Source organism: Bacillus sp. DU-106, from assembly GCF_004799705.1.
Classification (GTDB): domain Bacteria; phylum Bacillota; class Bacilli; order Bacillales; family Bacillaceae_G; genus Bacillus_A; species Bacillus_A cereus.
In genome coordinates this window covers 2675504-2702174 of the sequence record NZ_CP026607.1, presented here as the reverse complement: position 1 = coordinate 2702174, position 26671 = coordinate 2675504, and the positions used below count along the sequence as shown (strand labels likewise).

The window sequence follows — 26671 nt, the reverse complement described above, 5'->3', positions numbered from 1 at the left end:
ATAGAAATCGGAATGGCTATGAGCCGTTCCGATTTTTTTAGTATAGAGGATTTTGGTGAGGACAATTTGGGAATGCATGTATATCTTGAATCTGTCTATAATCATAATGTTTCATTGCAAACTGAGCTTGATAAAGGTATTCATACACATATAATTGACCATCATGCGCTGAACATAATACACCAGAAGTTCCTTGCCCATTTATGAAGGAAATGCCGATAGGGCGTCCGATTAAGTACGGTATTTTTTGCTGCCAATGCATAGGGGAATCACTCCTTTTTGAGATAATATACGAAAGAAATGATCAAATGGTTGCTTATCCATGTAAATGTAGATGGAAAGGTATTATATAATTCCTGAAGATTAATTCATATATAAATAAAAAACCGCTATAATTCCGAATGAATTTATAGCGGTTTTTATTATATTCTTAAGCGAGATTTTTACGCTTTTTTGTCCATTTTTTTATAACGAAGTATAAAAGTATAAGTACGACGCCACCAATTGCGAATGATTTCACATACGGACCAGCAATATCATTTATATTCTCCCAATTTTCACCTAGTTTTTCACCTAAATAAATGAAAATAATAGACCAAGGGATAATCGCAAGTGCTGTTAATGTAGTGAAACGTAGTAATGGCATTTTTGTAATACCAGCAGGAATTGAAATCGCATGACGCACTACTGGAATGAAGCGTGCTGTAAAAATGACGCCAGTTCCGTAACGATTAAACCAATCTTCTGCAGCATCTATTTGTTTTTTATGTATGAAAATATATTTTCCGTAACGTTCTAATATAGGGCGTCCGCCGTATCGTCCAAGCCAATAAATAAAGATTTGAGCAATAACACCGCCAATTGTACCGAATACAACAGCGCCTATAAATGAGATACTTCCATTGAATACTAAGTATCCTGCATAAGCAAGGACAATTTCACTTGGGATAATTTCAATCATAAGTCCAAGCATAATGCCCCAATAACCTAATCCTTCAAAAAACGTTAATACTGAATGAATAAAACTACTTAACATTGTTGCACCTTCTAGTTTATGAATTTTTGAGTATAAGAACCTTTTATTTAATGACGTAAAAGGTTCACTATATGTAGATTATACCTTATTTACATAGGGGATTGCTATTTCAATTCTTTTATGTCTCTCATAATTATTATAGTAAAAGATATAAGCCGCGTTTTCATGAAGAGTTAATGAAAAGATTATTAAAAATTTCTCATATATCAATGATAATAGACTGAAAATTAAGTATAATGGTATAGGTCTTTCATTTACAAAAATAGGAGGAGAACGTATGTATATTACAGATCCGATTTATGGACCAATCTCTATTCGTGATAGAGATATCCTTCGATTGATAGATACAAAAGCATTTCAAAGGTTGGCGAATATTAAACAACAAGGACATACTTATTTTTTACATGAGAACGCAATGCATACGAGGGAAGAACATTCGATAGGTGTATATGTGCTAGTAAATAAAGTGATAGAACATCTTACTGAGATTGGTGACATACATTTATCGAAATATGAACGAAAGCTAGTATCTACTGTAGCCCTTCTACACGATGTTGGACATGGGCCATATTCACATTGTTTTCAGCAAATATCGGGTGAAGATCATGGTGAGTGGACGGTACGAATCATTCAAGAGGACGAAGAAATACGTACGATTTTAAATCAAACACATAGATTATTAGATGATGTAACGAAAGCTTTAACAGAAGATGGAGTTTTTCCAATTATAGATGAGCTCTTATTTAATTCATTAGGAATGGATCAATTAGATTTTTGGAATAGAGATTTATATTACTCATCGCTTGAATTAGAAGGTTTACAGATAGAAGAATTGATTGCTAACATGCGTTTAATTGACGATAAACTTGTTATTGAAGAATCAGGAATCCCCTTCATCGAACAATTAATGAAAATGAAAGAAGAGCTTTACAATAATGGATTTGGCCACCCGTTTGTGATAGGAAAAGACATATTGCTGCAAACAATTTTAAAAATGATAGAGGAGAAAAATCTTTCGTTCTATACTCCTGAACTTCAAAACTTCTTTCATAAAGGAGAGAAGTTAGAAGTAGAAGACTTTCTTCCGTTACAAGATGAAATGATTTTAAATGAAATAAAGTACTTTGCAAAATCAGAGGACGTACAATTAGCGACGTTAATTCACCTTTATTTTTCAGAAGCCAAAAGTTTATCTTTTGAAAAAGGACTAGAGGGTGATTTTAAAAAGGAAAATAGCACCTTAGCAGTAATAACTGAGAAAAAGGCGTACAGTTCATATGTAGGTGGTATTTACGTCTATAGTGAGGGGCAGTTAGAGGACATTTTAGAGAAATCAAATTTCATTCAAGAGATAGTAAAATTGCCTAAAAAAGAATATGCCTATTCAATTTGATTTGGTTCGAAAATAAAAAATGAATGAGATGGAAACGTAAATTTAGAGGAGGGAATAAAATACATGAAACATAAAATTGCTGTACTGGCAGATGTACATGGAAATGCAACTGCTTTAAAAGCAGTTATCGAAGATTCTATGAAAGAAGGTGTGACTGATTATTGGTTTTTAGGAGATTTAATTATGCCTGGTCCTGGATCGAATGATTTATTTGAAATATTAGAAAGTATTAACGTTGATACTTATGTACAAGGAAACTGGGAAGATAGTTTTCTTGACGTTCTTAATAAAAATATTGATATTGATAACGCAACTGATATTTATGTTTCTAGATTAGTTCAGTATCAATGTGAAAACTTGGATGAAAACTATATTAAGCATGTTAAAAATTTACCATTACATATAACAAAACAGGTTAATGATTTATCAATCAGTATTAGTCATAATCTACAAAATAAAAATTACGGGGGAGATTTGTGGCCCACTAATAATCAGGGACAGTTTGATCGGTTATTTGATCGTGATTATGATATTGCGATTTACGCTCATACCCACTATCAATTATTGCGCTATAGTAGCAATGATCAATTAATTATTAACCCAGGAACAGTTGGACAACCTTTTTACAAGTGGAATAAGCTAAACTCTGACTTACGTGCTCAGTATGCAATTCTTGAAATTGATGAGGCAGGGATTACTGATGTGAGGTTTAAAAAGGTTTTTTACGATGTAGAAAAGGAATATAAAAATGCCATAAATAAAAATCTTCCTTATATTGATTTATATCGTGAGCTGTTAGAGACAGGAAAAACTCATACGCATGATATTGAATTATTACAAGAAATTAATGACAAATATAATTATAAAGATGAAGTAATTAAGTTTATTGAGAAAATCTGATGGGAATTTAATAAAAAGAAATGAACATTGTTGAATGTTAGGTTAGTCATGATTTTTACATAATCAAGAGCTATTGTAGAATGAAACTTAGATGTAAAATGATTTTTGTATTTTATATTGATTGAAAACAAGCATCCCCCTGTACTACGTATATGACGGGGGGATGCTTGTTTTTTAAGGCTTCACATCTAAGTTCTGTAAAAATAAAGTTGCTGTTACGTAACGTTTTGCTAACATTTGTACATATGCGGTATGTACAGAAAGGGTCGCAATAATAATAGCGTTACGAATTGCTTCGCGTTGTTCGTTATTAATTTGATCGAACTTGCTTGCGATTTTATCAGCTTTTTCTTTTACGATGTTTTCAATTGTATGAACGGTATCTGTTGCATTTAATTGTAAGCAATTCCCTTGATTGAGTTCTTCAAATAGAGAAGAGTATGCTACATATAAATGAACAGGATTGATTAAATCATCACTTCGATCGGCTGGGTCATTTACAATAAGGCGTAATAGCTTACGAATGGATTCAAAATCAAGTGCTGTTTTTAAATCTTCGACAATAAATAGTAAGGCTGCTTGTTCAATTGAATATTTTTTCCCCTTTTGAGGAGAGCCAATCATTTCTTTTATATCTCGTTTCACCCAGTTTTGCATAGCAGTTACAGAGAAACTTGTGTTTTCAATCTGATTTCCAAGCGCAACTATTTCATTTAAAGAAAAACCGACATCAGTATCGTCAATTTTAATCAGCTTTTCAAAAATAGGTGAAAGTGCGGTAGTAATAAAAGCTGTAACGCTTTGTCCGCTTTCAATATCTTTTTTATGTGACTTTGCCCAAGCTTCTTGTAAAATACCGAGAGGCTTTTTCGTATTCCATCCTCTTAGTGATAGAAGAAGGGTAGCCATTTCGTTTCGTGTGAGATGAAATGTTTCCATCTTTTCACCTCCAAAATAATAAAAAGTTCTTATGAACTTATAATATGTTTTGTTTCATTTAAAGTCAATTCTGTTTTGCTTAATTTTTCCTTTGTCACCAAACTGTCGGAAGTAAATAATACTTGCATATTTCGACAAAAGTTCATATAATAAGTTCATAAGAACCTTTAAAATGTTCTTAAAAACAAATCTATCATTCTGAATTTACTAGAAAGATAGATTTCACATATATCTATATAAAAGGAGAATGGATATAATATGTTGAAAAAACTTGTAGCAGTAATGACAGCATTCATGGTTATCTTTGGGGCTAGCAGCTTTATGTTCGTAGATCATGCGGCAGCGAAAAGTTACAAATCTGGTAAAAAATCATTTACACCAAGTTCAGGTCAAAAGTCAAAAGTTGATTTAAACAAAAAAGACTCAAATGTAAATTCTCAAAAAACGACTCCAGATTCAAAAACGAAAGCAACAAATACAGCACCAAAAAGTAATAAAGGAAGCTTTATGAAAGGTTTATTACTAGGTGGTCTTGGTGGTTTACTAATGGGTAGCTTATTTGCAAATATGGGAGCTCTTGGTTCTGTATTAGCATTTATGGTAAATATGTTAGTAATGGCTGGTATCGTAATGTTAGCAGTTCGTGCATTTAAATACTTCAAAGACCAACGTAAGAAGAAGGCAGATGAAGTAGCATGGAAACAATAAAAATTTCTGAACAAGAGCTTATAAATGCGCTTTGTATATATATCGCTGAAAAAAGACAAGTGGGTCCAGAAGAAGTATTAGTTGAACTTATGTATGATGATGACTACGGTTTCTCTGCGGAAGTAGAGGTAAATGGTCGCCAGCAAATTTTAATTCAAGCAAACTTAATCGAAGCTTTACGCTTATTGCTTGACAGAGAATATAATGTCAATCCATTCGCAGCGAGATTGCAACTTGAATTAGATGATGAAGAAGGAATTTACGCATTAGCGAAATTTAATAACTCAGATGAGTAGAGAAAAGAGCTGTTGAGAATAATCTCAGCAGCTCTTTTTAGTATGTGCATATGTAGAAGAATAATCACGCCAAATTTCATTCATTTTTCGTCTACCGATATCTACCATCGGATTAAACTGAATTGCAGCTTCCTGACGAACAAAGTAAACGTTTTGCATGGCGTGAGATAATTGTTGGTCGACTATATCACGTTTTTTACTTGCATATTTTGCGATAGATAGACCTGCAACTGTTCCTTGCGCCATCGCAATTTTTCCGCTTTCAATGCCTGTAATATTGCCAGCTACAAATAAACCAGGAAGAGGAGTTTCCATTGTTTCGGAATGGAGAGGAACGTGTCCGCCTAATTCTGAAATGTAATGGAAGGGACAACCGGCTACAGCTGCAAGTTCGGCAAGTGGGTATAATCCCCCGGCAATACATACAAAATCTGCTTCATATATTTTCTCTGTTCCATTAATAACATTTCCTTTAGAGTCAATATTAGCAATACGTACACCTTCAACTTGATCTGTTCCGATAATTTCAAGAGCTGCTTTCCGAAGGTGAAGTGGCGTTCCGTTTATTTTCATTCCGTTGTTTGGATAGAATGTTAATCCAGCTTTTCGAATCCAATCAAATTTCATAAAGTGGCTACCTATTCGCAAGAAAGCAGAAGGAGCGAGGTGAGCTGCATTTAAAAGAGAGTTTAAAACTTCTTCAGGTTCACCAGCTTTTTGACTTAACTCGCTTTTCTCAGGGAGTACAATATGATCCACTGTAATTCCCGCTAATTGCAATTCACTTAAAATGGCGAAAGACAAAATGTTAGCACCAATAATAATTCCTTTTTTTCCAACTTGCACGCGATGAACATTTGTCATAACTTGAGCTGCTCCAATTGACATCACTCCTGGAAGTGTCCAGCCAGGAAGGGGAATAGCATATTCCGCAGCTCCAGTAGCAAGTAGTACGAAAGGTGCTTCTAACGTACCGATATTAGTATGTACAAACCAATTGTTTTCATCTCTATCTAAATTATAGACCGAAACACCGCACCTGATATGTACTGAAAGTGATTCTGCTTCTTCATGAAGTCGCTTCGATTCTTCTATTCCGTTCCACCATTCTCCAGTAGGCTCTTGATGCAACTGTCCTAACAATCTCCCGCCCGGCTTCATAAATTCATCAATAACGAGCACTTTTAGTCCGAAACGAGCACAAGAGATAGAAGCAGATAATCCCGCTGGCCCTGCACCTATAATAATTACATCACTCATCGCTTTTTCACCATCTCTCTCACGATATTCGGATGCTGTTTCCCGCTTTCAACAACCATGTTTTCTTCTACAACAGTTAAGCATGCGCGTACATTTGTTTGATTATTTACTGTCACGCGGCATTCGGAACAGTGCCCGATATTACAATAAATACCTCGCGGTGTTCCGCTATCTTCATGAACTCTTAATGTCCGTATTCCATTTGCTAACAGGGCAGCAGCTATCGTTTCATGTTCATATGCTTCGTATTGATGACCGTTAAATTGAAAGGTAATACGCTCACTACTTTGTAAAGTACCTAAAATAGGGTGATGTGTAATTCTACTCATTTACTTTCACCTACTGATCCAAAAGTAACTGCACGTATTGGTGGTTGATATTTTAACGGTAGTTCATTAAGAGTTACGTCAGGATTCGCATTTTCAATCATTCGATCTATCATTATTCTGCATGTGCGCCCACCGCAAAATCCCATGCCAGCACGTGTTCTTAGTTTTAATTCTCTTGCCGAGCAGTTATATTCAGCAATTGTCGATTGAAGTTGCCCATATGTAACCTCTTCACAACGACAAACGATTAAGTTGTTTTTATTTGTCATGTGTATTCCTCCTCTAGTTCGATTTTCACAAATTATATATGCAAAAATCATGCCAATATAGAGAGGAGATGGCTACCTGTAAACGCCTGATCGGTGCATACTGATTCTTTATTGAAGTCCAAGTTTCTTTAAACGATTATATAAAGTAGCCCTTGTTACACCAAGTTGTTTTGCGCATTCTAATTTATTCCCATTTAAAATTCGTAAAGCCCTTTCAATAACTTTTTTCTCATGCTCATCCATCTCTTCTTGTAAAGAAAGGATTGTATTATTGTTGCTGAGTAATAGGGAATGAGCTGTATGGTTGTCTAAAGTTTCAGTCGTATGAAATGGTAGATATTCTTGTTTTATAATTCCGTCTGTTGCGAATACCACAAGCCGTTCAACAACGTTTCGAAGTTCGCGAATATTACCTGGCCAATTGTAATGAAGCAGTTCATGCATAATGCTTGAAGGTAGGTCACGAATTGGTCGGTTATAGTTGATTGAAAAATCATTTAAGAAAGAATAAGTTAATTCAATAATATCCTCGCGTCTTTCGCGCAGCGGTGGAATATGCAAGCTAACTACATTTAAGCGGTAATATAAATCTTCTCGGAAAGTTCCTTTTCTCATTTCTTCTTGTAAATCACGATTTGTAGCAGCGATAATGCGGAAATCAATATTAATTTCTTTTTCACCACCAACTCGGTAATACTTTCGCTCTTGCAGTACACGTAACAGTTTTACTTGCATATCAAGTGGCATTTCACCTATTTCATCAAGAAATAAAGTACCGCCTTGCGCGAGTTCAATTTTCCCTTTTTTTCCTTTACTATTTGCTCCAGAAAACGCCCCACGCTCGTAACCAAATAATTCACTTTCAAATAACGCTTCTGGAATTGCCCCGCAGTTAATCGAAATGAAAGGCGCCTTCGCTGCCTCACTTGCTTCATGAATTGCTTTCGCAAATACTTCTTTTCCAACTCCGCTTTCCCCAAGTATTAAAACAGTTGATTTTACCGAACAAACTTTTCTAGCTAATTGTATCGTTCTTTGTATAACAGGACTTTTCCCATTCATCGCAAGGAATGGATCGGATTCATCTTTATACTTTGCCACTTCTTGTTCTAAACGGTGCATTTCATGTGACATATTAAATAGTTTTTCATTTAAAGCGACTTGATTTGTAACATCTGTTTCTGAAACGACTGCTCCTATAATTTCATCATTACAATAAACTGGATTTGAATTAATTAATACGAATAAATCGGGACGAGGCTGATGGAACTGAGCGACTATGCTTTTTCCATCATGTAAAGATTGTAAAATTTCCAAGTCTTTATAATCAAAAAAACGAGTAATCGGTTGCCCAATAATCTCATTATGATTGACTGAAAATATTTTTTCAGCGCCATCTGTCCAAGTTCGAACGTATTCTTTACTATCAATGACTGTAACAGAAGAGTCAGTTGTTTGTATTACAGTGTCATAAAATGACTGTAGTTCATTGTAGGACTTATAAAGAAATGGAATCATTTGCTGAGAAGTTATACAGCATAGCGGCTCATTGTTTTCGTTAAGGATGATAACAGCTAATTCATAAGAAAAAGCGTCAATTAATGCAGTGAATGAGTCATCTACATAAATAATTGCGCAATTATATTCTTCTGTAGTAGAAGGGAGATAATAAAACCTTTCGTTTATTTTCTTAATGCGATCAAGGCTACATGTATGATTGATTAAAGTGCTTTCCAAAAATTCTTGTATAGTCGGAAATGAAAATGCCATAATGTCCTCCTGTTATGTATAAAAATTTTGACAGTGATAAAAAAATAATACACCTATTTACTATAAATTTAAAATATTTTTACAAATAAAAATATTATTTATAAAAATTGTATATGTACAGAATTGGCACGTCAATTGCATAAAAGAAAGTGAGAGGTTTAGGGAAAGGAGGAGTATAGTGTGAGGCATTGCGACGTTTTAATTATAGGTGGTGGAATAATAGGGTGTTCTATCGCTTATTACACTTCAAAATACGGAAGAGACGTAACAATCATTGAAAAAGGAGAATTTGTCAGCGGGACGTCTTCACGGTGTGATGGGAATATTTTGGCCATTGATAAAGACCCAGGGTTTGATAGTCAAATGTCTTTAGTAAGTCAAAAATTAGTAACTGATTTAAGTGAAGAATTAGAGCATTCATTTGAATATAGGGCACCAGGAAGTATTCTCGTATGTGAGTCAGACGAAGAGATGGAAGCTGCGCAGCAATGGGTAAATCGGCAAAAAGAAGCTGGATTACCGTTTCGAATGCTTGATAGGCAAGATATAAGAGAAGAGTCGCCTTTTTTTGCTGATGATTTATTAGGCGGTTTAGAATGTGCGACGGATTCAACTGTGAATCCATATCTCCTTGCATTCTCGCTTCTGTCAAAGGCACAAAAGTTTGGCACAAAAGCCTTTAAACAGACCGAAGTAAAGAGTATAAACATAGATACGAATGGTTCATTTGTTGTAGAAACTACGAATGGAACTTTTACAGCACAACAAGTTGTAAATGCAGCGGGTGTGTGGGCTCCTAAGATTGGTCAGATGTTAAATGTAAATATACCAATTGAACCGAGAAAAGGGCATATTATTGTAGCATCAAGACAACAACACGTAGGGTGCCGTAAAGTAATGGAATTCGGTTATTTAATTTCTAAATTTGGCGGAAAACGAAAAGTAGATGCTTTAACTGAAAAATACGGGGTTGCGCTCGTATTTGAGCCTACTGAAAGTCAAAATTTCTTAATTGGAAGTAGCCGTGAATTTGTAGGGTTTCATACGAGAATAAACAATGAAGTCATTAAATGTATTGCAAATAGAGCGATTCGCTTTTATCCGAAAATGGCAGATATGATGGTAATTCGTTCTTACGCTGGTTTACGTCCGTGGACAGAAGATCATTTACCGATTATTTCACGAGTGGAACATATTCCAAATTATTTCATTGCCGCTGGGCATGAAGGGGATGGGATTAGTCTTGCAGCAGTTACTGGGAAAGTAATTGAAGAGTTATTAAATGAAAAAGAGACAATTATTCCTATTGAACCACTTCGTTTGAGTCGTTTTACAGAAAGGGTGTTAAACGGATGAAGTCACAAAGAGTCTTTACGACAATTGATACACATACGGGTGGGAATCCAACGAGGACATTAATTAGTGGACTTCCAAAGTTGATTGGAGAGACGATGGCAGAGAAGATGTTACATATGAAAAAGGAGTATGATTGGATTCGAAAATTGTTAATGAATGAACCGCGTGGTCATGACGTAATGTCAGGGGCATTATTAACAGACCCGTGTCATCCTGAGGCTGATATAGGTGTTATATACATAGAGACAGGTGGATATTTACCGATGTGTGGTCACGATACAATCGGTGTATGTACAGCGTTAGTTGAATCAGGTTTAATTCCGGTAGTTGAACCAATTACTTCTTTAAAACTAGATACACCGGCTGGCTTAGTTGAAGTAGATATTGCTGTTCAAGATGGAAAAGCAAAAGAAGTATCTTTCTGTAACATACCAGCTTTTTTATTAAAAAATATTACTGTACAAGTGAAAGACATTGGAACTATAGAAGCTGATATTGCGTATGGAGGGAATTTTTATGCCATTATTGATGCGAAATCAGTAGATCTAGAATTAGTACCAGAAAATGCATCTACAATCATCGATAAGGCGATTCATATAAGAAACACAATTAATGAGAAGTTTGAAATCACTCATCCAGAGTATTCGTTTATAAGAGGATTAACACATGTTGAATTTTATACAGATCCTACTCATGAATGTGCGCATGTGAAAAATACAGTTGTTGTACCACCAGGCGGAATAGATCGATCTCCATGCGGTACAGGAACATCTGCGAAGCTAGCTGTATTATACGCTCAGAAAGAAATCGAAATTGGTGAAGAGTTCATTCATGAGAGTATCGTTGGTTCTTTATTTAAAGGATATGTCATGAATACGACACATGTTGAAAATATTGAAGCTGTCATAACGAAAATTACGGGATCAGCTTGGCTTATGGGTATGCATAAATTTTTTTACAATGAAATGGATCCACTTAAAGAAGGATTTTTGCTAATTCCGCCGATGGAACATGAAACGGAGGATATAAAATGAACATTCAAAAAATGTATACAGCAGTAGACGTACATGTAAATGGCGAGGCATTTCGTGTAATGAAAGACGTACCATGCAAATACTACTACAGTTTGGAGCAATTAAATGAACAATTTTCGGGTGAATTAGCAGAAGAGATGAAGCTTTTATTAAATGAACCACGTGGTTTTATCGGTTTGAACGGGTGTATTGTCGTTCCATCTATCCATAATGAAGTGGATGCAGCTGTATTATTTTTTAATCATGAAGGTTCGATTCCGCTTCATTATGGAGGCATTGTTGCAGTAATAACGATGTTACTCGAAAGTGGGTATTTAAAAAAGAGAGAGTCCAATCAATACAAAATTGAAACGTTATCTGGAATATTTTTAGTTCATGCGTATGTAGAGAATGATGAAGTTATATCGGTTTCGTTTGAAAGCAAACTATGCTATTTGATTGAGGAAAATTTACAGGTTGGTAATGTAAGTTATTCTCTCATACAAGCAGATAAAGTATATGCAGTTGTAGAAAAAGGTGCGTATTCGCCAGAAATTCGTGTTGAAAACATTTCAGAATTGAAAAGATGGGGAGAAGCTACACTGCAGGCTATACAAAAACAGTCGCTAATAAAAAGGCTTATTTTAGTAGATCCTTCGCAAAAAGAAAAGAACCATATAAAGTCGATTACATTTCATGAAGATAACTTTATCGTACGTTCGCCAGGTTTTGTTTCTACTATCGTTTCCTATGTTCATGCGTTATTTAAAAATGATTATATGGCGGATAAACCTTTTAAAAATGAAAGTATATTTAATAGTTTTATAACTGTGGAAAAAGTGAAGAAGGAGGAACTAGGATACATTTTCCGTTTTGAAAGTAGAGGATTTATTACAGGAATGCAGACGTTTCTATTAGACCCTACGGATCCATTTCCGGCAGGTTTCTTATTAAAATAAAATGTGATAAGGAGAGATAAATATGCAAAAAATTAAAGGGGCATTTCCAGTATTAATAACACCGATGGATGAATTTCAGGAAATTAATTGGGATGGGGTAAAACAAAATGTAAATTACTTTATCGAACAAAAGGTTGCAGGTGTCATCATTAATGGAAGTACAGGAGAGTTTGTAAGTTTATCAAAAGAAGAACGATTTAAAATGGTAGAAACCGTGTTGAAAGAAATTGATGGCCGTATTCCAGTCATTGTTGGAACTGCAGCAGAGACGACGAAAGAAACAATTGAATATACGAAACATGCAGAAGCGCACGGAGCGGATTGTGCATTAATTATAAACTCTTACTATTGTAAACCGAAGGAAGAGGAGATTTATTTTCATTTTAAAGAAATCTCAAATTCTGTAAATATACCAATTATGCTATACAATAACCCATTTACTTCTGGTGTTGATATGAGTACAAAGCTAATGCTCCATATTGGAAAAGAGTGTGAAAATGTTACACATATTAAAGAATCTAGCGGAGATATTCGAAAAGCGAGAGATTTAGTAAGACAAAGTGAAGGGGCTTTCCAAGTCTTCTGTGGTTCTGAAGATTTAGTTATGGAATCATATTTAGTTGGTGCTTCGGGATGGGTTTCAGTAGCAGGAAATATCGTTCCCGGTCTCGTTACAAAAATGTATGAGCATTTTCAAAATGGTGAATTAGAAAAGGCGTGGGAAATAAACGATGCTATTTTACCACTTTGCGAGTTTCTTGAAGGATCAGGGAAATATGTTCAAATCGTTAAACGTTCCATGGAATTACATGGGCAAGCGGGAGGACCTTCTCGCTATCCAAGACTAGGATTAACTGTTGACGAAGATCAAAAGCTTCAAACGATTTTATCAAATATTGCAGCTCATGTAGCTGTTTAAATAAGGAGGAGAACATAATGTTAAAGACAAATATTGAGCTGAAACCAAAAGTGGAAGCGTTTTTAAATGAAGAAATTAAAATGTTTATTAATGGCGAATTTGTTGCTGCTATTGGGGGAAAGACGTTTGAAACGTATAATCCAGCTACAGAAGATGTTCTAGCTGTCGTATGTGAAGCGCAAGAAGAGGATATTGATGCTGCAGTAAAAGCGGCAAGATCTGCATTTGAATCCGGTCCGTGGGCAGAAATGACTACTGCTGAAAGAGCGCATCTTATTTATAAATTAGCAGATTTAATTGAAGAACATAGAGAAGAATTGGCGCAACTAGAAGCTTTAGATAATGGAAAGCCATATCAAGTAGCACTTGATGATGATATTTCAGCAACTGTAGAAAATTATCGTTATTACGCAGGATGGGCTACAAAAATTATTGGGCAAACAATCCCAATTTCAAAAGATTACTTAAATTACACGAGACATGAACCTGTAGGTGTTGTAGGTCAGATTATTCCGTGGAATTTTCCGCTCGTTATGTCTTCTTGGAAAATGGGAGCTGCACTGGCGACAGGTTGTACGATCGTATTAAAGCCAGCAGAGCAAACGCCTTTATCTTTACTATATACAGCAAAACTTTTTAAAGAGGCTGGATTTCCAAACGGTGTTGTAAACTTTGTACCAGGCTTTGGTCCTGAAGCAGGAGCAGCAATTGTAAATCATCATGACATTGATAAAGTTGCTTTTACAGGATCTACTGTTACAGGAAAGTATATTATGCGTCAGTCTGCAGAAATGATTAAGCATGTAACGTTAGAGCTTGGCGGCAAATCACCAAATATCATTTTAGAAGATGCGGACTTGGAAGAAGCAATTAATGGTGCATTCCAAGGTATTATGTATAATCACGGTCAAAATTGTAGCGCAGGATCACGTGTATTTGTTCATCGTAAACATTATGAAACTGTAGTAGATGCACTTGTGAAAATGGCGAACAACGTAAAACTTGGAGCAGGTATGGAGAAAGGAACGGAAATGGGTCCACTTGTATCTAAGAAACAACAAGAGCGTGTGTTACATTACATTGAGCAAGGGAAGAAAGAAGGCGCTACAGTTGCGGCTGGTGGTGAACGTGCACTTGAAAAGGGTTATTTCGTTAAGCCAACTGTATTCACAGATGTTACAGACGATATGACAATCGTTAAGGAAGAAATATTTGGACCAGTTGTTGTTGTTCTGCCATTTGATTCGACAGAAGAAGTAATTGAACGAGCGAACAACTCATCCTATGGCCTTGCTGCGGGTGTATGGACGCAAAATATCAAAACGGGTCATCAAGTGGCAAATAAATTAAAAGCAGGAACAGTGTGGATTAATGATTATAACTTAGAAAATGCAGCTGCACCATTTGGTGGATACAAACAATCTGGTATTGGCCGCGAATTAGGTTCATATGCGCTTGATAATTATACAGAAGTGAAAAGTGTTTGGGTAAATATAAAGTAATAGGGTGTTTTACTGACAAAAATTGAGGGATGAAATAATGAAAGATGCGGACAACTAGAAAGTTTGATAATAGTTGTCCGTTTTCTTATATACAAAATTGCTTTTCCAAAGAATGATAAGGGGGATTTGGATGGAGAATTTAGTAGAATGGTTAGTAGGGCAAGTGTGGAGTATCGGTTTAGTTGTTTTTGCATTAGGGGCAGGCGTATATTTCACGATTGCAACACGCTTTTTGCAAATTCGTTATTTTAAAGAGATGATTAAACTATTATTTGAAGGAAAGAGTTCAGAGACGGGAATATCATCTTTTCAGGCATTTTGTTTAGCCTTATCGGGAAGAGTGGGAATTGGTAATATTGCAGGGGTAGCGACAGCAATTGCTTTCGGCGGGCCTGGAGCTGTATTTTGGATGTGGGTAATGGCTTTGTTAGGGGCAGCGAGCGCGTTTGTAGAATCAACATTATCTCAAGTATACAAAAGTAAAGTAGGGAATGAATATCGCGGCGGTACTCCATATTTCATTGAGAGAGGTTTAAAAATGAAATGGTTTGCAGTCATTGTAGCGGTAGTTGTAACACTTTCATATGGCGTGTTATTACCAGGTATTCAATCTAGTAGTATCGCAGTTGGATTCGAAAACTCTAATGGTATTAGCAAATATATAACTGGTATATTTTTAGTCGTGTTACTAGCAGCAATTATTTTTGGTGGTGTAAAGAGAATTGCCGGTGTTTCTCAAATGCTTGTGCCATTTATGGCAATTGGTTATGTAATTGTTACATGTATCATATTAATTGCGAATGTAACGGAGATTCCAAGTATGTTTGCTTTAATTTTCTCTAGTGCATTTGGTGTAAATGAAATGTTTGGTGGAATTGTTGGTGCAGCTATTGCATGGGGCGTAAAACGCGCTGTATTTTCAAACGTTGCTGGTGTCGGAGAAGCGACGTATAGTTCGGCGGCTGCTGAAGTATCGCATCCTGCAAAACAAGGATTAGTTCAAGCGTTTTCCGTATATATCGATACAATTGTCGTATGTACAGCGACAGCTCTTATGATTTTAATAACAGGTATGTATAATGTTATACCTGAAGGGAAAACCGCTATTGTACAAAATATAGGAAATGTGGAAGCTGGTCCAATTTATACACAACAAGCAGTTGAAACTGTGATAACAGGGTTTGGTCCATTATTTATTTCAATTGCGATTTTCTTTTTTGCATTTACAACGTTACTCGCTTATTACTATATCGCTGAAACGACACTTACTTATTTAGATCGTCAATTGAAGTATGGCTGGTTAAAACCAGTTTTAAAATTTGGATTTTTAATTATGGTTTACATCGGTAGTGTTGAATCAGCGTCGCTTTTATGGAATCTCGGAGATTTAGGAATCGGTAGTATGGCATGGTTAAACTTAATCGCGATTCTATTATTAAGTAAAATCGCATTAAAAGTGTTAAAAGACTATGAAAGGCAGAAAAAAGAAGGGAAAGATCCAGTATTTAATCCTAAAAATGTGGGGATTGAAGGATTAACATTTTGGGAAGAAAGAAGTAAAGAGGTTGAAAGAAAAAGTTCTAGAGAAAAAGTTATTGTAGATGATAATTTAAAATTATAACGTAAATTAACTGAAAATTCTTAATTTAAAAGAAGGTATATTGTCTCCATTTCATCACATACTACAATAGGTATGGATAATATGACTGGAGGGAATAAGATGGAACATGAGCAACATAGTTCGATAAATGATATTCTACATCATTATAAAGAAGGTATAGGTAGTTTTACAAATCAAATTCCTGAAATCGCTGAGACATATAATGCGTTCACGCAAGCTTGTTTTCAAGAGGGTGCTTTAACAAAAAGAGAAAAGCAACTTATTGCATTAGGAATTAGTTTAGCAACGCAAGATGAGTATTGTACAATTTATCATACAAAAGGTTGTCTTGATCAAGGATGTTCAGATAAAGAGATTCTGGAAGCATGTGGTGTTTCAGCAGCATTTGCTGGCGGAGCTGCGATGAGTCAAGCGGTAACTTTAGTGCAAGAGTGTTTAACAGAACTGAAAAATCAAAAGCATTGAATAAAAAAACGTTTTAAACTTTATGTTTAAAACGTTTTTTATTTGAAATTAAATTTGTATTCAATTTAATATGCTATATCTTCATAAATAGATTTTTCTACATCAGGAAGAACTGTGTATATACTCTTACCCATTAAAGCTTCTAATTCTTTCTTAATCGCATAAAACCCTTTCCAATGTAAAGATGTATGAGATGTTGTACCATGACGCAAACCAACAGAAATTAATCTTCTTTCCAGCGTAGTAAAGCCACCCGCATCAGCAAGAGCGTCACAAAGAGTAATTACTTTATTGTATAAGTCGTAGTTACAATGTTCATTTAATATTTCAACTAACCGGCTTCTCATATGGTCAGGAACGAGACTCCATTCCGCTGCGATATCTATATGTTCATTTTTGCATGGGAATGAGTGTGTCACACAAATAACAGCGTTTCCTGTATACCCTAAATCATTCATATACATATAACCATCATAGGAATGAATGACCGATTTGGTAAAACCTTTGTATCTTCCGATATCATGCAAAAGGGCAGCGTTATATGCTATGTCAGCATCTAGGTTATACCCATTTTTAATAAGTTCTATAATTATGTTTTCAGTTGCATGAGCAACATGTAGTGAATGTTCAAACCAAGGGCCCGGGTTTTGTTCATATGCCCATTCGAGTAATTCTTTTGCGTACGTTCTATCTAATATATATTTCATATCGTTATCCTTTCACAAAAAATCATATCTTTCTATAAATTCATCTTATTATTTCATTATTCCTTCTTTAAAAATTGTTACAATGAAACAAAAGGGGGAAAAGTAATGCGAAATTTAGTAATTGAAGAAATAAAGCAACTAGAAAATGATATGGAAGAACTTTCGAAACTTTTGAAAATGGTTGTAAATGATGGGGCATCAATTGGTTTTTTGCCTCCACTGGAACAAAAAGACGCAACAAAGTATTGGCAAACAGTATTAGCGCCAGAAGTGATATTGTATGTGGCTAAAATAAACAACGAAGTAGCAGGGAGTATTCAATTACAATTAGTTACTAAGCCTAACGGAATTCATAGAGCCGAGATTTGCAAATTAATGACTCATCCAAACTTTAGACGTAACGGTATTGGACGATCGCTTATGCAAAAAGCAGAGGAACGAGCAAAGCAAGAAAACAGGTCTCTTTTAGTATTAGATACTAGAGAAGGAGATCCTTCCAATAAACTGTACAAATCACTAGACTACCAAGAAGTTGGAACAATACCAGGGTATGCAATTTCTCCGAATGGTAAGTTAGATGCTACGGTTATTTATTATAAAAACATTTAAGGTATAATCAAACGGGGAGAGTGCTTAATTATTAGTAAGTGAATAATAAACGACTATTTTTAACACCGTCTATATTTTTCTGGCGGTGTTAAAATAGTTAATTATAATCTAATTAACGCACTAAATGAATTTGAGAAAGTTTTTAGAGGGTTCTTTTAGTAATGATTCTCGTCTTATAATAAATGTAGAGAAGATGACTAGCCAACTATAGTTATTTTCGCTTTATTATCGGAAGGGGATGAAAGTATGAAAAAGAATAGTTTACAAAAGATGAAGAAAGTTATTTTAAGTGGTGGAGTATTACTTACGGGATTATTAACATTTGGATTTTCAGAAAAGGCTTCAGCTCATGGATATGTAGAATCACCAGCGAGCCGATCTTATTTATGTAAGCAAGGGGTAAATGTAAATTGTGGACCGATTCAATATGAACCACAAAGCGTAGAAGGGATAGGTGGATTTCCGCAACTAGGACCTTCTGATGGACAAATTGCAGGGGCTGGTCATTTTCCCGCTTTAGATGTTCAAACTGTAGATAGGTGGAAGAAAGTTACGTTAAATGGCGGGACGAATACATTCAAGTGGAAACTAACGGCTCCTCATAGTACAAAAGAGTGGAAATATTATATTACGAAAAAAGGTTGGAATCCAAATAAACCTTTAACGCGATCAGATTTAGATTTAGTGCCATTCTATGTGAAAAATGACGGTGGAGCTAGACCAGGGACAACAGTAACGCACGAAGCAAATGTACCAACTGACCGTAGTGGATACCATCTTATTTTAGCTGTTTGGGAAATTGCAGACACTGGAAATGCGTTTTATCAAGTTATAGATGTAAACCTTTTGAATAATGGCTTATCCTCAAATTTCGCTTTTAACAATGTAGTGCAAGCTCCTACACTATTTTAATTGAAACATACATTTCGATCATCTAATTCATTTTAGATGATTTTTTTTATGAAAATGATGAAAAATATAGAAGAAAGTGCAATTATTTATAAAAAAATATGCTTTAAATATTGTCATATTTGCTTCTTTAAGATATCCTTTTCATGAAGAGGTGGAAAACATGGAAAAAGTACTAGTTTTCGGGCATAAAAACCCAGATACAGATGCAATTTGTTCTGCAATTGCTTATGCAGAATTGAAAAAAGAATTAGGAATGAATGCTGAGCCTGTACGTTTAGGCGAAATCAGCGGTGAAACTCAATTTGCGTTAGACTATTTTAAAGTAGAAGGACCGCGTTTTGTTGAGACAGTAGCAAGCGAAGTGGACAACGTTATTTTAGTTGACCATAACGAGCGTCAACAAAGTGCTAACGATATCGAATCAGTTCGTGTGTTAGAAGTTATTGACCATCACCGTATTGCTAACTTTGAAACAAGCGATCCTATATACTATCGTTGTGAGCCAGTTGGCTGTACAGCTACAATCTTAAACAAAATGTACAAAGAAAATGGCGTAACAATTCGTAAAGAAGTTGCAGGTTTAATGTTATCTGCAATCATTTCAGATTCTTTACTATTCAAATCTCCAACTTGCACAGAACAAGACGTAGCAGCTGCTCGTGAATTAGCGCAAATCGCTGGTGTAGATGCAGATAACTACGGCTTAGAAATGTTAAAAGCTGGTGCTGACTTAAGCGGAAAAACAATGGAGCAATTAATCTCTCTTGACGCTAAAGAATTCCAAATGGGTAATGCGAAAGTTGAAATCGCACAAGTAAACGCTGTTGATACAAACGACGTTCTTGTACACCAAGCGGAACTTGAAAAAGTAATCTCTGCAGTAGTAGAAGAAAAAGGTTTAGACCTATTCTTATTCGTTGTAACTGATATCTTAACTAATGATTCTGTCGGTCTTGCGATCGGTAAAGCAGCAAACGTTGTTGAGAAAGCATACAACGTATCACTAGAAAACAACACAGCTACTTTAAAAGGTGTTGTATCTCGTAAAAAACAAATCGTACCAGTATTAACAGAAGCATTCCAAGCTTAATCGTATTGCGTACAGATGAACAGTAAGGACAAGTAGTCAGATTGGCTACTTGTCCTTTTTTATCTCTAAAAAACAGAAAATTAAAAACGGGAGGATTGTGTATGTTTAATGATTTGGAGAGTAAATTACAGTCACTTTTAGAACGAAATATTACGTCGGTTTCAGAATTAGAGAGCTGGCTCTCGGAGGAGCTACGTTTAAACGCTGAAATACAGAAGTTGCGTTTGACTTTTTAGAAGAAAGGATATAAAGTACTGCAAGGGTCATTCTAAATTTGATTAACGAATTAAAATAAGGATAGCGTTAGCTATCCTTATAATCGTTTATTCGTAAGATTTTTTCTTGTTTATATAAAATGTAATTATAGCAGTAATGAAGAAAATAGGTATCGCATACACTTGCCCAACAAATAACTTCCAGCCGACATAATTATAGCCTTCAGATGCTGGGATGATAACGGAAATAACGCAAACAATAAAATAGACTAATAGTGCAGGGATAATATTTTTCATTTTTATGGACCTCCTTCCTAATTTAATTTATAAATCATAATATTTCAATTTAATTATAAAAAATTTGAAGAAAAAAATGCAAAAATTTTTATGGTATTATAATATTTGCAATGAGAGTGATCCATAGTACATATATGGTAAAATGTGTAATTTAAACTTTTCAGAATTATTATATAGTATTTTGAGAGAAAAATGTACAAAATAATGAATTTTATTTACCAAAGTAAAGGGAGTAGAAATATATATGAAAAGGATATGTATAATTCCATGTGGAAAAAAGAAAATTTGGGATAAACATTCAGACTACGGACCGATGGAAGCAAAAGATGTGTATATTAGTCCGTTCGGAAAAGCATGTCAGGCGTACGCAACTATGTTTTTCGAAAACTGGGTTATATTATCGGCGAAACATGGATTTTTAAGACCAAATGATATTGTATTAGAAAACTATGATCTTGCATTTGATTCAAAAAGCGATGAGGTAATAAATATAGAGCAATTACAAAAACAGATGGTAGATAAAAGTTTATTACAGTTTGACGAAATCGTCTTACTAGCAGGGAAGAAGCATAAAAAAGTAGTGACAAAGTTATATCCAGAAGAAATGATTACATATCCGCTAGAGGGGTGTAAAGGGATTGGATATATGTTGCAGAGGTTGAAAGAAGCTGTGAAGGAAGGGGAGGAAATATAGGTGTAGTTTCAGTGATTTTAAACTCTATTTATTTAGAGAGCTGAAAAGTAAAATAGAGTTTTTAGGCATCGCCGAAAGGGTGATGCTTTTTTTTGTTCGTGTCGTCATTCATGTAAAAGTAATTTAGAGAATAAATCATTCGATTTATGAAGCGATAGCTTTTTTATATCGATAACAAATTGCTTCACTTCTAGAAAATGTAGGACATATGGGTACAGTTAAGATTGTAAGTGGGAATAGCAATAAGACAAGTTTTGAATAGGATATTAAGAAAGGAGATGTTGATAAATAATGGCCAGATATAGTTTGCACGGAGGACACAATAGTATTGTTCAAGGTGCTAATTTTGGGAATCGGAAAGAACACGTTTTAGATAGGCAAGTTAAAGATGCTGTGGCGGCTAAGTTAAGATCCCTAGGACACACGGTTTATGACGATACGGACGAGGTAGGGGCAACTCAATCACAAAATTTAAATAATATCATTCGGAATAGCAATTCCCATGCTGTGGATTTAGTTATTTCTTTTCATCTTAATGCAAGTGATGGAAATGGACAGGGTGTTGAGGTTTTGTATTATGATCAGAAAGATTTGGCGGCTAAAATCTCAGCTCAACTAGCAAAAGATATTGGATGGCGTGATCGAGGTGCGAAACAGCGTACAGATTTAGCGGTATTAAATGGGACGAAAGCACCTGCTATTCTTATAGAATTAGGATTTATTGACAATGAATCTGATATGGCAAAATGGAATGTTGATAAAATCGCTAATTCTGTTGTATTTGCTCTTACAGGACAAACTGGAGGAGGTGCAGCGGATTTGCTCAAAGTAAAAACTGGTGGTGTAGCATTTAGTAATTTACAAGCTTTGGCTCAAGCTATGGTAGATGCGGGTATTGATGGACAAATTGTCGTTCAGAAAGATGGCATTGGTTATGCTATAACGAATGGCTATCCGTCTGGAAATATCGATAAATTTACAGCTTGGTTAGATGCACGAAAATGGTACTATGAGTACGTGAGATAAAATGAAAATTAGTTTGATTAAAAACTAAAAATTGTCTTATATTTAGTTAACAACTATATTAAGTAACTAATAATTATGTAACTATAAAAATATGGACAATGTATATGTAAATTAGTAAACAAAACCACCTGTCAGAAAGGTGGTTTTGTTTATCTAGCTATTTGTGGGCAGTAAAATTCTTATCTCAAAATTCGGATGAAGCTAAGAAATTAAGTGGGAATTTCACTGCTCGTAGCCTCCTACTAATTATAGTTTCACTTTATATAGTTTAGAGCTTTGTAAATCTTTACTTGTTAAACCTGTAATAATATTTTGTTTTCTCAATACATAAGCCGAATTTTAAATTATTACCCAATAATATACTACCTCTCATACTATTTATTAGTTGATAATAGCAAAAAAACAAGCTTTGAATATAATAATGAAAAAGGAGATGTTAAATAATGGGTTATATTGTAGATATTTCGAAATGGAATGGCGACATTAACTGGGATATCGCAGCACCACAATTGGATTTCGTAATTGCACGTGTGCAAGATGGTTCAAATTATGTAGATCCTTTATATAAAAATTATGTACAAGCAATGAAAGCAAGAAATATTCCGTTTGGTAATTATGCGTTCTGTCGTTTCGTTTCAGTAGAGGATGCACGGATAGAAGCAAGAGACTTTTGGAACCGTGGTGATAAAAATGCAACAGTTTGGGTAGCTGACGTAGAAGTAAGAACAATGAACGATATGAGAGCAGGTACACAAGCTTTTATTGATGAATTACGCAGATTAGGAGCTAAGAAGGCTGGTTTATATATTGCTCATCATATGTATGCTCCATTTGGAATGGCAAATGTCAATTCTGATTTTGTATGGATTCCTCGTTATGGTGGTAACAAACCGGCATATCCATGTGATATTTGGCAATACACAGAAACAGGCAATGTGGCTGGTATCGGCAAATGTGATTTAAATAAGCTGATTGGAAATAAGCCGTTAGCTTGGTTTACAAATCAAATTGTTGAGCCGATAAAAAAACAAGAAGGGGTTGGAATTATAGTGAATAAATATAACAAAGTAGTTACTTATGAATTTGGTGTAAATTTAATTCCTGACATGATTCAAATGATGGATAAGCTTGGATATACTTCTAAAATAATATCTCGTGGAGATAATCAAGGGCTTGTGTATTTCGAAACAGATTATCGTCAAGGGAACGAACTGGACAAAGCAACTGCTTGGTTAGATACGAAAGGAATTAAATATTTTTATACAAAAGAGTAGTTTGCTAAATAAAAAGCCGTCATGTGACGGTTTTTTATTTTTATGTAATCTTTTAACTCTACTTATAATATGGAGAAAATAGACTAATAAACAAGCCTTTGTATACTTTCAAACATAGAATATGATGAATTCTATTAAGGAGGAAGCAGATTCATGGGGAATACTTGTCATTGTGGGCATTCCCGAAATTGTAATACATTTTGGGATAATTTAATGTTTGGGAGATGTAGATGTAAACGCAATGATTTTCACGAATGTTGTTGCAAAGAGAAACCGAAATGTGAGTATGAAAAATGTCATTGTAAAACAAAACCGAAATGCCATTGTATTCATGAAGAGGAAGGGTATTAATAATAAAAAAGAGTACGATACGTACTCTTTTTTTGGGTGATTATATTCCATCTTGAACAGATTTCTTTACAATTACCCATGTGTCTTTCTTTTTAACCGTTATAGCTACATTAGTTCCATTAGATTCCTTATAAAAGATATATCCATTGTTTGAGTTTACATATGTTACTGGTTCGCCTATGCAATCTCGCGAGCAGGATTTGTTGACCAGTTCAATTAGGGATAGTTCACTTGGATCGGTTTTGCTTGCTTCTATAACAGCATCAAGGCTTGTTTTTCGATAACCTTGCAAGTTTATATGAAAAAGCTGCTCTATTTCTCCTGTAATGCTAGTGTTCATTACTTCTACTGAATTCTTTTTTTCTTGAAGAAAGCCGTTTTCATAAAGTAATTTTGTATAGCCAATCCACGCTATTAACACTAGCATGAAAAACATACCCGTCATTTTAAGTATTCGAAGTCGTTTGCTTATAATTGTTTCTGAGTATTTCATTCACTCTAATCCTCCAATGTTTTTAATTTAAAATATGCTTGGATACATACTTTTAGAAGAGGATGAAAGTTAATGAGTTTTCAATAAAAAAGAAAACATCCAGAGTTAGATGCTTTCTTTTTTTGTATTTTTGGCTATCTGTTCGTTACTTGTTTCATAAGTGGTCTTATTTCTTTAACTGGTGGTTTCTTATCATAGGCATCAACGTAAGAAAAGTAGTAGTTTAAGTTTCTTAGAAGACCTTTTCCTATTTTTGCACTTAAGAAAGGAAATACTTGTCCGGTATAATCATCAAGAGATTTACAGTAATATTTTTCATCTAAATATATACTGTATTTACATGTTAGTTCTACTAAAGGATTCCCTTCATCATCAAATACTTCTTTAGAATCAATAATATCTATTAGTGCAAATTTTTCATTTAAGTAAACTTTCTTTTTTTTCTCGTGTTTATTTGTAAGTATAAAAACGAGACCAATCGCGTTAATCAAACTATTTCCTCCTATAAAAAACGGATATTAATAAAATATATCGATATAAGCTAAATGTAAAGAGGAGAGGTGAAATATCATGGAGAGAAAACTAAATAAGCCGATTTATGTTTGGAAACCGACTTATTTTTATCAAGTATTACTTAGTAGTAATATCTACTCTGATTAAAGTTTCACTTTATTGAAATACTTGCGGGAATTGTTTTACGATTGCGTTTGTTATCATGTCGGCCATTTCTAATGCTTCTTTTTCAATTTTATCGTAAAGTTTTACTCCTGCTTCATAATCTTTATTTAGGAAGGCAAGTGCTTCTGCTTTCGTTAGTGCTAAATGTTCATAAAACATTTTTCTAAATTCTTCTTTATCTATATATGGGTTGATACTGTTAAGAAATTCAATAATTTCATCACCATTAGCGTACCATTTTTTCTCTATAGCGGCCGCTGCATTTTGATTACCAGCTTTTGCGGCTTTAACAAGATCCGCTGCAATTACTAAGTGATCTTTAATTAATGCACTATATTTTTTCACTGCATCCTCACCGTAAAATGGTTCAAGTGATAGTCCCATATGTGTTGCGTTTTGTAGAAGTCGTCCAACAGTAACGTTAACATCTGGTAAATTAAAGACTATACTTATAATAGCCAATCTCGTCCAAGCGACGTGTTGTTCCCATAAAGAACGCATATACCCTTTTAAAAAATTCTCATTTTTACTAATTCGGTAGTTCCGTACGGATAAATCATAGTTTACATAAGGGTTATGGTAGGGGGAGTAATACGATTGCCAATAAGAATACATAAATAGTAACACTCCTTTGAACATGTATAACTCAAAGTATGATGAAGATTTATTTTTAGTTACGTGTCCTAGATTATTTTTAGGGAATTTGAAATGGAGAAATTCAATGAATGATGTTGTGGTATATATGAATAAATTGAATATAAAGTAAAAGAGGGTCTGCAAGGGAAGTTGCAGACCCTCAAAAGGGTATTGCCGAGATGTCGGACTCGACTACGTAATGTTATCATAAAATTCTTTTGAAAAACCCTGGTAAATGTGTCCAAATGAAATTAGGACCTTCATACAGTCAAAGGGACCTGCTTCCCGCGGCAGGCCCCAATAACTAGATAATGTCGATGAGCAAAAAACTCATCTGGAGTACTTTTATAGTAACAAGTAAAATGTCTTTTGTGTATTGAGAAAGAAGAATTGCATAATTATATGTGAACAATTTAACTCCCAACAATTCATGATTATCATGAATTGTTGGGAGTTAAATATGGTTATAAAATGGAGAAAAGACTTGGAAGTGAGATCGAGGTACACAGAAGTATGTAATCATGAAAAAGACCTGCTAATATAAGCAGGTCAACTTAAGGGGTTTATCCAACAGATTATTATATATGGTAACAACTGAATTGTAGTAAGTCTATACATTTAATATTGAGAAAAATTCTGTGAATGATATATTTTTTGCGCATATATTAACGTCTAAAAAGTTGAGAAAGAAAATTAAAAAGCTTTTTATAAGAGAATAATGGCTGATACTTATAGTATGATTCATATTTCCACGCATCATTATTAGAGAATTGGAGTTTTTGTGTTTTCGTTTTCGCTGTGATGGAACTCATATTACGATGCTTCATATAGTAACCTCCTGAATTTATATGTATACGATTAGTAGTATTCAAGAAAGGGAAATAAAATGAACATTTAAATTGAAACTCTTTCTTCTTGTGTACTGGATTTACGTTATAAATGTTGTAAAACATA

The 26671-nt window shown here is 34.6% G+C and carries 32 protein-coding genes; 19 read left to right on the top strand and 13 right to left on the bottom strand.

All coding sequences use genetic code 11. The annotated features are described in order from the left end of the window. Window positions 1-37: 37 nt before the first annotated feature. Entirely contained in the window at window positions 38-262 is a 225-nt protein-coding gene (locus C3Y97_RS13795) for a hypothetical protein (protein WP_000558689.1), read from the bottom strand. Between the two features lie 168 nt (window positions 263-430). Beyond that, the gene (uptA, locus tag C3Y97_RS13790; protein WP_000952913.1) at window positions 431-1036 is read right to left on the bottom strand and encodes an undecaprenyl phosphate transporter UptA; all 606 of its coding nucleotides are present in this window, start codon (window positions 1034-1036) and stop codon (window positions 431-433) included. A gap of 277 nt (window positions 1037-1313) precedes the next feature. Between uptA and C3Y97_RS13785 the strand changes: the two genes are divergently transcribed. Then, on the top strand, window positions 1314-2429 hold the full coding sequence (locus tag C3Y97_RS13785) for an HD domain-containing protein (RefSeq protein WP_000275992.1): 1116 nt from the start codon (window positions 1314-1316) through the stop codon (window positions 2427-2429). A 63-nt stretch (window positions 2430-2492) separates the two neighbouring features. Then, on the top strand, window positions 2493-3329 hold the full coding sequence (locus C3Y97_RS13780; RefSeq protein WP_136363463.1) for a metallophosphoesterase family protein: 837 nt from the start codon (window positions 2493-2495) through the stop codon (window positions 3327-3329). A gap of 174 nt (window positions 3330-3503) precedes the next feature. Here the strand turns inward: C3Y97_RS13780 and C3Y97_RS13775 are convergent, their stop codons facing one another. After that, window positions 3504-4268, bottom strand: coding sequence for a DUF1836 domain-containing protein (locus C3Y97_RS13775; RefSeq protein WP_000447231.1), 765 nt, complete (start codon window positions 4266-4268; stop codon window positions 3504-3506). Window positions 4269-4526: 258 nt separating this feature from the next. Here C3Y97_RS13775 and C3Y97_RS13770 point away from each other — a divergent pair, with 258 nt between their 5' ends. Both C3Y97_RS13770 and C3Y97_RS13765 read left to right on the top strand, forming a co-directional pair. Then, on the top strand, window positions 4527-4976 hold the full coding sequence (locus tag C3Y97_RS13770; protein ID WP_000914478.1) for a hypothetical protein: 450 nt from the start codon (window positions 4527-4529) through the stop codon (window positions 4974-4976). After that, window positions 4964-5272: a YxcD family protein gene (locus C3Y97_RS13765; protein WP_000447747.1), complete on the top strand. Its 309-nt coding sequence runs from the start codon at window positions 4964-4966 to the stop codon at window positions 5270-5272. Before C3Y97_RS13770 ends, C3Y97_RS13765 begins: the two co-directional genes overlap by 13 nt. 24 nt (window positions 5273-5296) lie before the next feature. Here C3Y97_RS13765 and C3Y97_RS13760 read toward each other — a convergent pair whose 3' ends face one another. The 4 genes from C3Y97_RS13760 to C3Y97_RS13745 form a co-directional block, all read right to left on the bottom strand. Then, complete coding sequence (locus C3Y97_RS13760) at window positions 5297-6532, bottom strand: NAD(P)/FAD-dependent oxidoreductase (RefSeq protein WP_136363462.1); 1236 nt, start codon at window positions 6530-6532, stop codon at window positions 5297-5299. Then, window positions 6529-6861, bottom strand: a complete 333-nt coding sequence (locus C3Y97_RS13755) for a (2Fe-2S)-binding protein (RefSeq protein WP_000087065.1) — start codon at window positions 6859-6861, stop codon at window positions 6529-6531. Before C3Y97_RS13755 ends, C3Y97_RS13760 begins: the two co-directional genes overlap by 4 nt. Continuing rightward, a complete protein-coding gene (locus tag C3Y97_RS13750) occupies window positions 6858-7130 on the bottom strand; it encodes a (2Fe-2S)-binding protein (protein ID WP_000182619.1) in 273 nt (90 codons plus the stop codon). The genes C3Y97_RS13755 and C3Y97_RS13750 overlap by 4 nt, the downstream gene beginning before the upstream one ends. 108 nt (window positions 7131-7238) lie before the next feature. After that, complete coding sequence (locus tag C3Y97_RS13745; protein WP_000885739.1) at window positions 7239-8900, bottom strand: sigma-54 interaction domain-containing protein; 1662 nt, start codon at window positions 8898-8900, stop codon at window positions 7239-7241. A 180-nt stretch (window positions 8901-9080) separates the two neighbouring features. Between C3Y97_RS13745 and C3Y97_RS13740 the strand changes: the two genes are divergently transcribed. The 7 genes from C3Y97_RS13740 (at window position 9081) to C3Y97_RS13710 (ending at window position 16735) form a co-directional block, all read left to right on the top strand. Then, the gene (locus tag C3Y97_RS13740; RefSeq protein WP_001215262.1) at window positions 9081-10256 is read left to right on the top strand and encodes an NAD(P)/FAD-dependent oxidoreductase; all 1176 of its coding nucleotides are present in this window, start codon (window positions 9081-9083) and stop codon (window positions 10254-10256) included. Then, window positions 10253-11290 carry a proline racemase family protein gene (locus tag C3Y97_RS13735; protein ID WP_000842047.1) on the top strand — a complete coding sequence of 346 codons (1038 nt, stop codon included), beginning with the start codon at window positions 10253-10255 and terminating at the stop codon, window positions 11288-11290. The genes C3Y97_RS13740 and C3Y97_RS13735 overlap by 4 nt, the downstream gene beginning before the upstream one ends. Then, on the top strand, window positions 11287-12228 hold the full coding sequence (locus C3Y97_RS13730) for a proline racemase family protein (protein WP_001025560.1): 942 nt from the start codon (window positions 11287-11289) through the stop codon (window positions 12226-12228). The genes C3Y97_RS13735 and C3Y97_RS13730 overlap by 4 nt, the downstream gene beginning before the upstream one ends. Before the next feature lie 22 nt (window positions 12229-12250). Continuing rightward, window positions 12251-13147 (top strand): 4-hydroxy-tetrahydrodipicolinate synthase, encoded by an 897-nt coding sequence (gene dapA / locus C3Y97_RS13725; protein WP_001169454.1) that lies wholly within the window; start codon window positions 12251-12253, stop codon window positions 13145-13147. 17 nt (window positions 13148-13164) lie between these two features. Further along, window positions 13165-14649, top strand: a complete 1485-nt coding sequence (locus tag C3Y97_RS13720) for an aldehyde dehydrogenase family protein (protein WP_000920973.1) — start codon at window positions 13165-13167, stop codon at window positions 14647-14649. Between the two features lie 130 nt (window positions 14650-14779). Next, window positions 14780-16270, top strand: coding sequence for an alanine/glycine:cation symporter family protein (locus C3Y97_RS13715; RefSeq protein ID WP_136363461.1), 1491 nt, complete (start codon window positions 14780-14782; stop codon window positions 16268-16270). A gap of 72 nt (window positions 16271-16342) precedes the next feature. Further along, window positions 16343-16735 carry a carboxymuconolactone decarboxylase family protein gene (locus tag C3Y97_RS13710; RefSeq protein WP_001999958.1) on the top strand — a complete coding sequence of 131 codons (393 nt, stop codon included), beginning with the start codon at window positions 16343-16345 and terminating at the stop codon, window positions 16733-16735. 65 nt (window positions 16736-16800) lie between these two features. On the opposite strand, the gene C3Y97_RS13705 is transcribed toward C3Y97_RS13710, so the two are convergent. After that, the gene (locus tag C3Y97_RS13705; protein ID WP_000875113.1) at window positions 16801-17442 is read right to left on the bottom strand and encodes an HD domain-containing protein; all 642 of its coding nucleotides are present in this window, start codon (window positions 17440-17442) and stop codon (window positions 16801-16803) included. Between the two features lie 105 nt (window positions 17443-17547). Between C3Y97_RS13705 and C3Y97_RS13700 the strand changes: the two genes are divergently transcribed. The 4 genes from C3Y97_RS13700 (at window position 17548) to C3Y97_RS28265 (ending at window position 20289) form a co-directional block, all read left to right on the top strand. Next, window positions 17548-18051: a GNAT family N-acetyltransferase gene (locus C3Y97_RS13700; RefSeq protein WP_001245258.1), complete on the top strand. Its 504-nt coding sequence runs from the start codon at window positions 17548-17550 to the stop codon at window positions 18049-18051. Between the two features lie 246 nt (window positions 18052-18297). Then, the gene (locus C3Y97_RS13695) at window positions 18298-18963 is read left to right on the top strand and encodes a lytic polysaccharide monooxygenase (RefSeq protein WP_000742279.1); all 666 of its coding nucleotides are present in this window, start codon (window positions 18298-18300) and stop codon (window positions 18961-18963) included. Between the two features lie 160 nt (window positions 18964-19123). Next, on the top strand, window positions 19124-20053 hold the full coding sequence (ppaC, locus tag C3Y97_RS13690; protein WP_000416873.1) for a manganese-dependent inorganic pyrophosphatase: 930 nt from the start codon (window positions 19124-19126) through the stop codon (window positions 20051-20053). Window positions 20054-20154: 101 nt separating this feature from the next. Beyond that, the gene (locus C3Y97_RS28265; RefSeq protein ID WP_000481362.1) at window positions 20155-20289 is read left to right on the top strand and encodes a hypothetical protein; all 135 of its coding nucleotides are present in this window, start codon (window positions 20155-20157) and stop codon (window positions 20287-20289) included. An 87-nt stretch (window positions 20290-20376) separates the two neighbouring features. Here the strand turns inward: C3Y97_RS28265 and C3Y97_RS13680 are convergent, their stop codons facing one another. Beyond that, window positions 20377-20565, bottom strand: coding sequence for a DUF4017 family protein (locus tag C3Y97_RS13680; RefSeq protein WP_000789485.1), 189 nt, complete (start codon window positions 20563-20565; stop codon window positions 20377-20379). A 244-nt stretch (window positions 20566-20809) separates the two neighbouring features. On the opposite strand from C3Y97_RS13680, the gene C3Y97_RS13675 reads away from it, so the two are divergent. The 4 genes from C3Y97_RS13675 (at window position 20810) to C3Y97_RS27855 (ending at window position 23950) form a co-directional block, all read left to right on the top strand. Next, window positions 20810-21259: a DUF6884 domain-containing protein gene (locus C3Y97_RS13675; protein WP_000820903.1), complete on the top strand. Its 450-nt coding sequence runs from the start codon at window positions 20810-20812 to the stop codon at window positions 21257-21259. 291 nt (window positions 21260-21550) lie between these two features. Continuing rightward, window positions 21551-22285: an N-acetylmuramoyl-L-alanine amidase gene (locus C3Y97_RS13670; protein ID WP_000135290.1), complete on the top strand. Its 735-nt coding sequence runs from the start codon at window positions 21551-21553 to the stop codon at window positions 22283-22285. Window positions 22286-22728: 443 nt separating this feature from the next. Beyond that, the gene (locus C3Y97_RS13665) at window positions 22729-23559 is read left to right on the top strand and encodes a GH25 family lysozyme (RefSeq protein WP_000540616.1); all 831 of its coding nucleotides are present in this window, start codon (window positions 22729-22731) and stop codon (window positions 23557-23559) included. 217 nt (window positions 23560-23776) lie between these two features. Continuing rightward, window positions 23777-23950 (top strand): hypothetical protein, encoded by a 174-nt coding sequence (locus C3Y97_RS27855; RefSeq protein WP_168732380.1) that lies wholly within the window; start codon window positions 23777-23779, stop codon window positions 23948-23950. Here C3Y97_RS27855 and C3Y97_RS13660 read toward each other — a convergent pair whose 3' ends face one another. The 4 genes from C3Y97_RS13660 to C3Y97_RS27850 all read right to left on the bottom strand — a co-directional run bounded on the left by C3Y97_RS13660 (window position 23951) and on the right by C3Y97_RS27850 (window position 26544). Further along, entirely contained in the window at window positions 23951-24403 is a 453-nt protein-coding gene (locus C3Y97_RS13660; RefSeq protein ID WP_000877572.1) for a hypothetical protein, read from the bottom strand. It abuts the gene before it with no gap. A gap of 134 nt (window positions 24404-24537) precedes the next feature. Then, window positions 24538-24894 carry a hypothetical protein gene (locus tag C3Y97_RS13655; protein ID WP_000606231.1) on the bottom strand — a complete coding sequence of 119 codons (357 nt, stop codon included), beginning with the start codon at window positions 24892-24894 and terminating at the stop codon, window positions 24538-24540. 178 nt (window positions 24895-25072) lie between these two features. After that, window positions 25073-25696, bottom strand: coding sequence for a hypothetical protein (locus tag C3Y97_RS13650; protein WP_000287728.1), 624 nt, complete (start codon window positions 25694-25696; stop codon window positions 25073-25075). A gap of 686 nt (window positions 25697-26382) precedes the next feature. Beyond that, on the bottom strand, window positions 26383-26544 hold the full coding sequence (locus C3Y97_RS27850) for a hypothetical protein (protein ID WP_000682743.1): 162 nt from the start codon (window positions 26542-26544) through the stop codon (window positions 26383-26385). Between the last annotated feature and the right edge of the window lie 127 nt (window positions 26545-26671).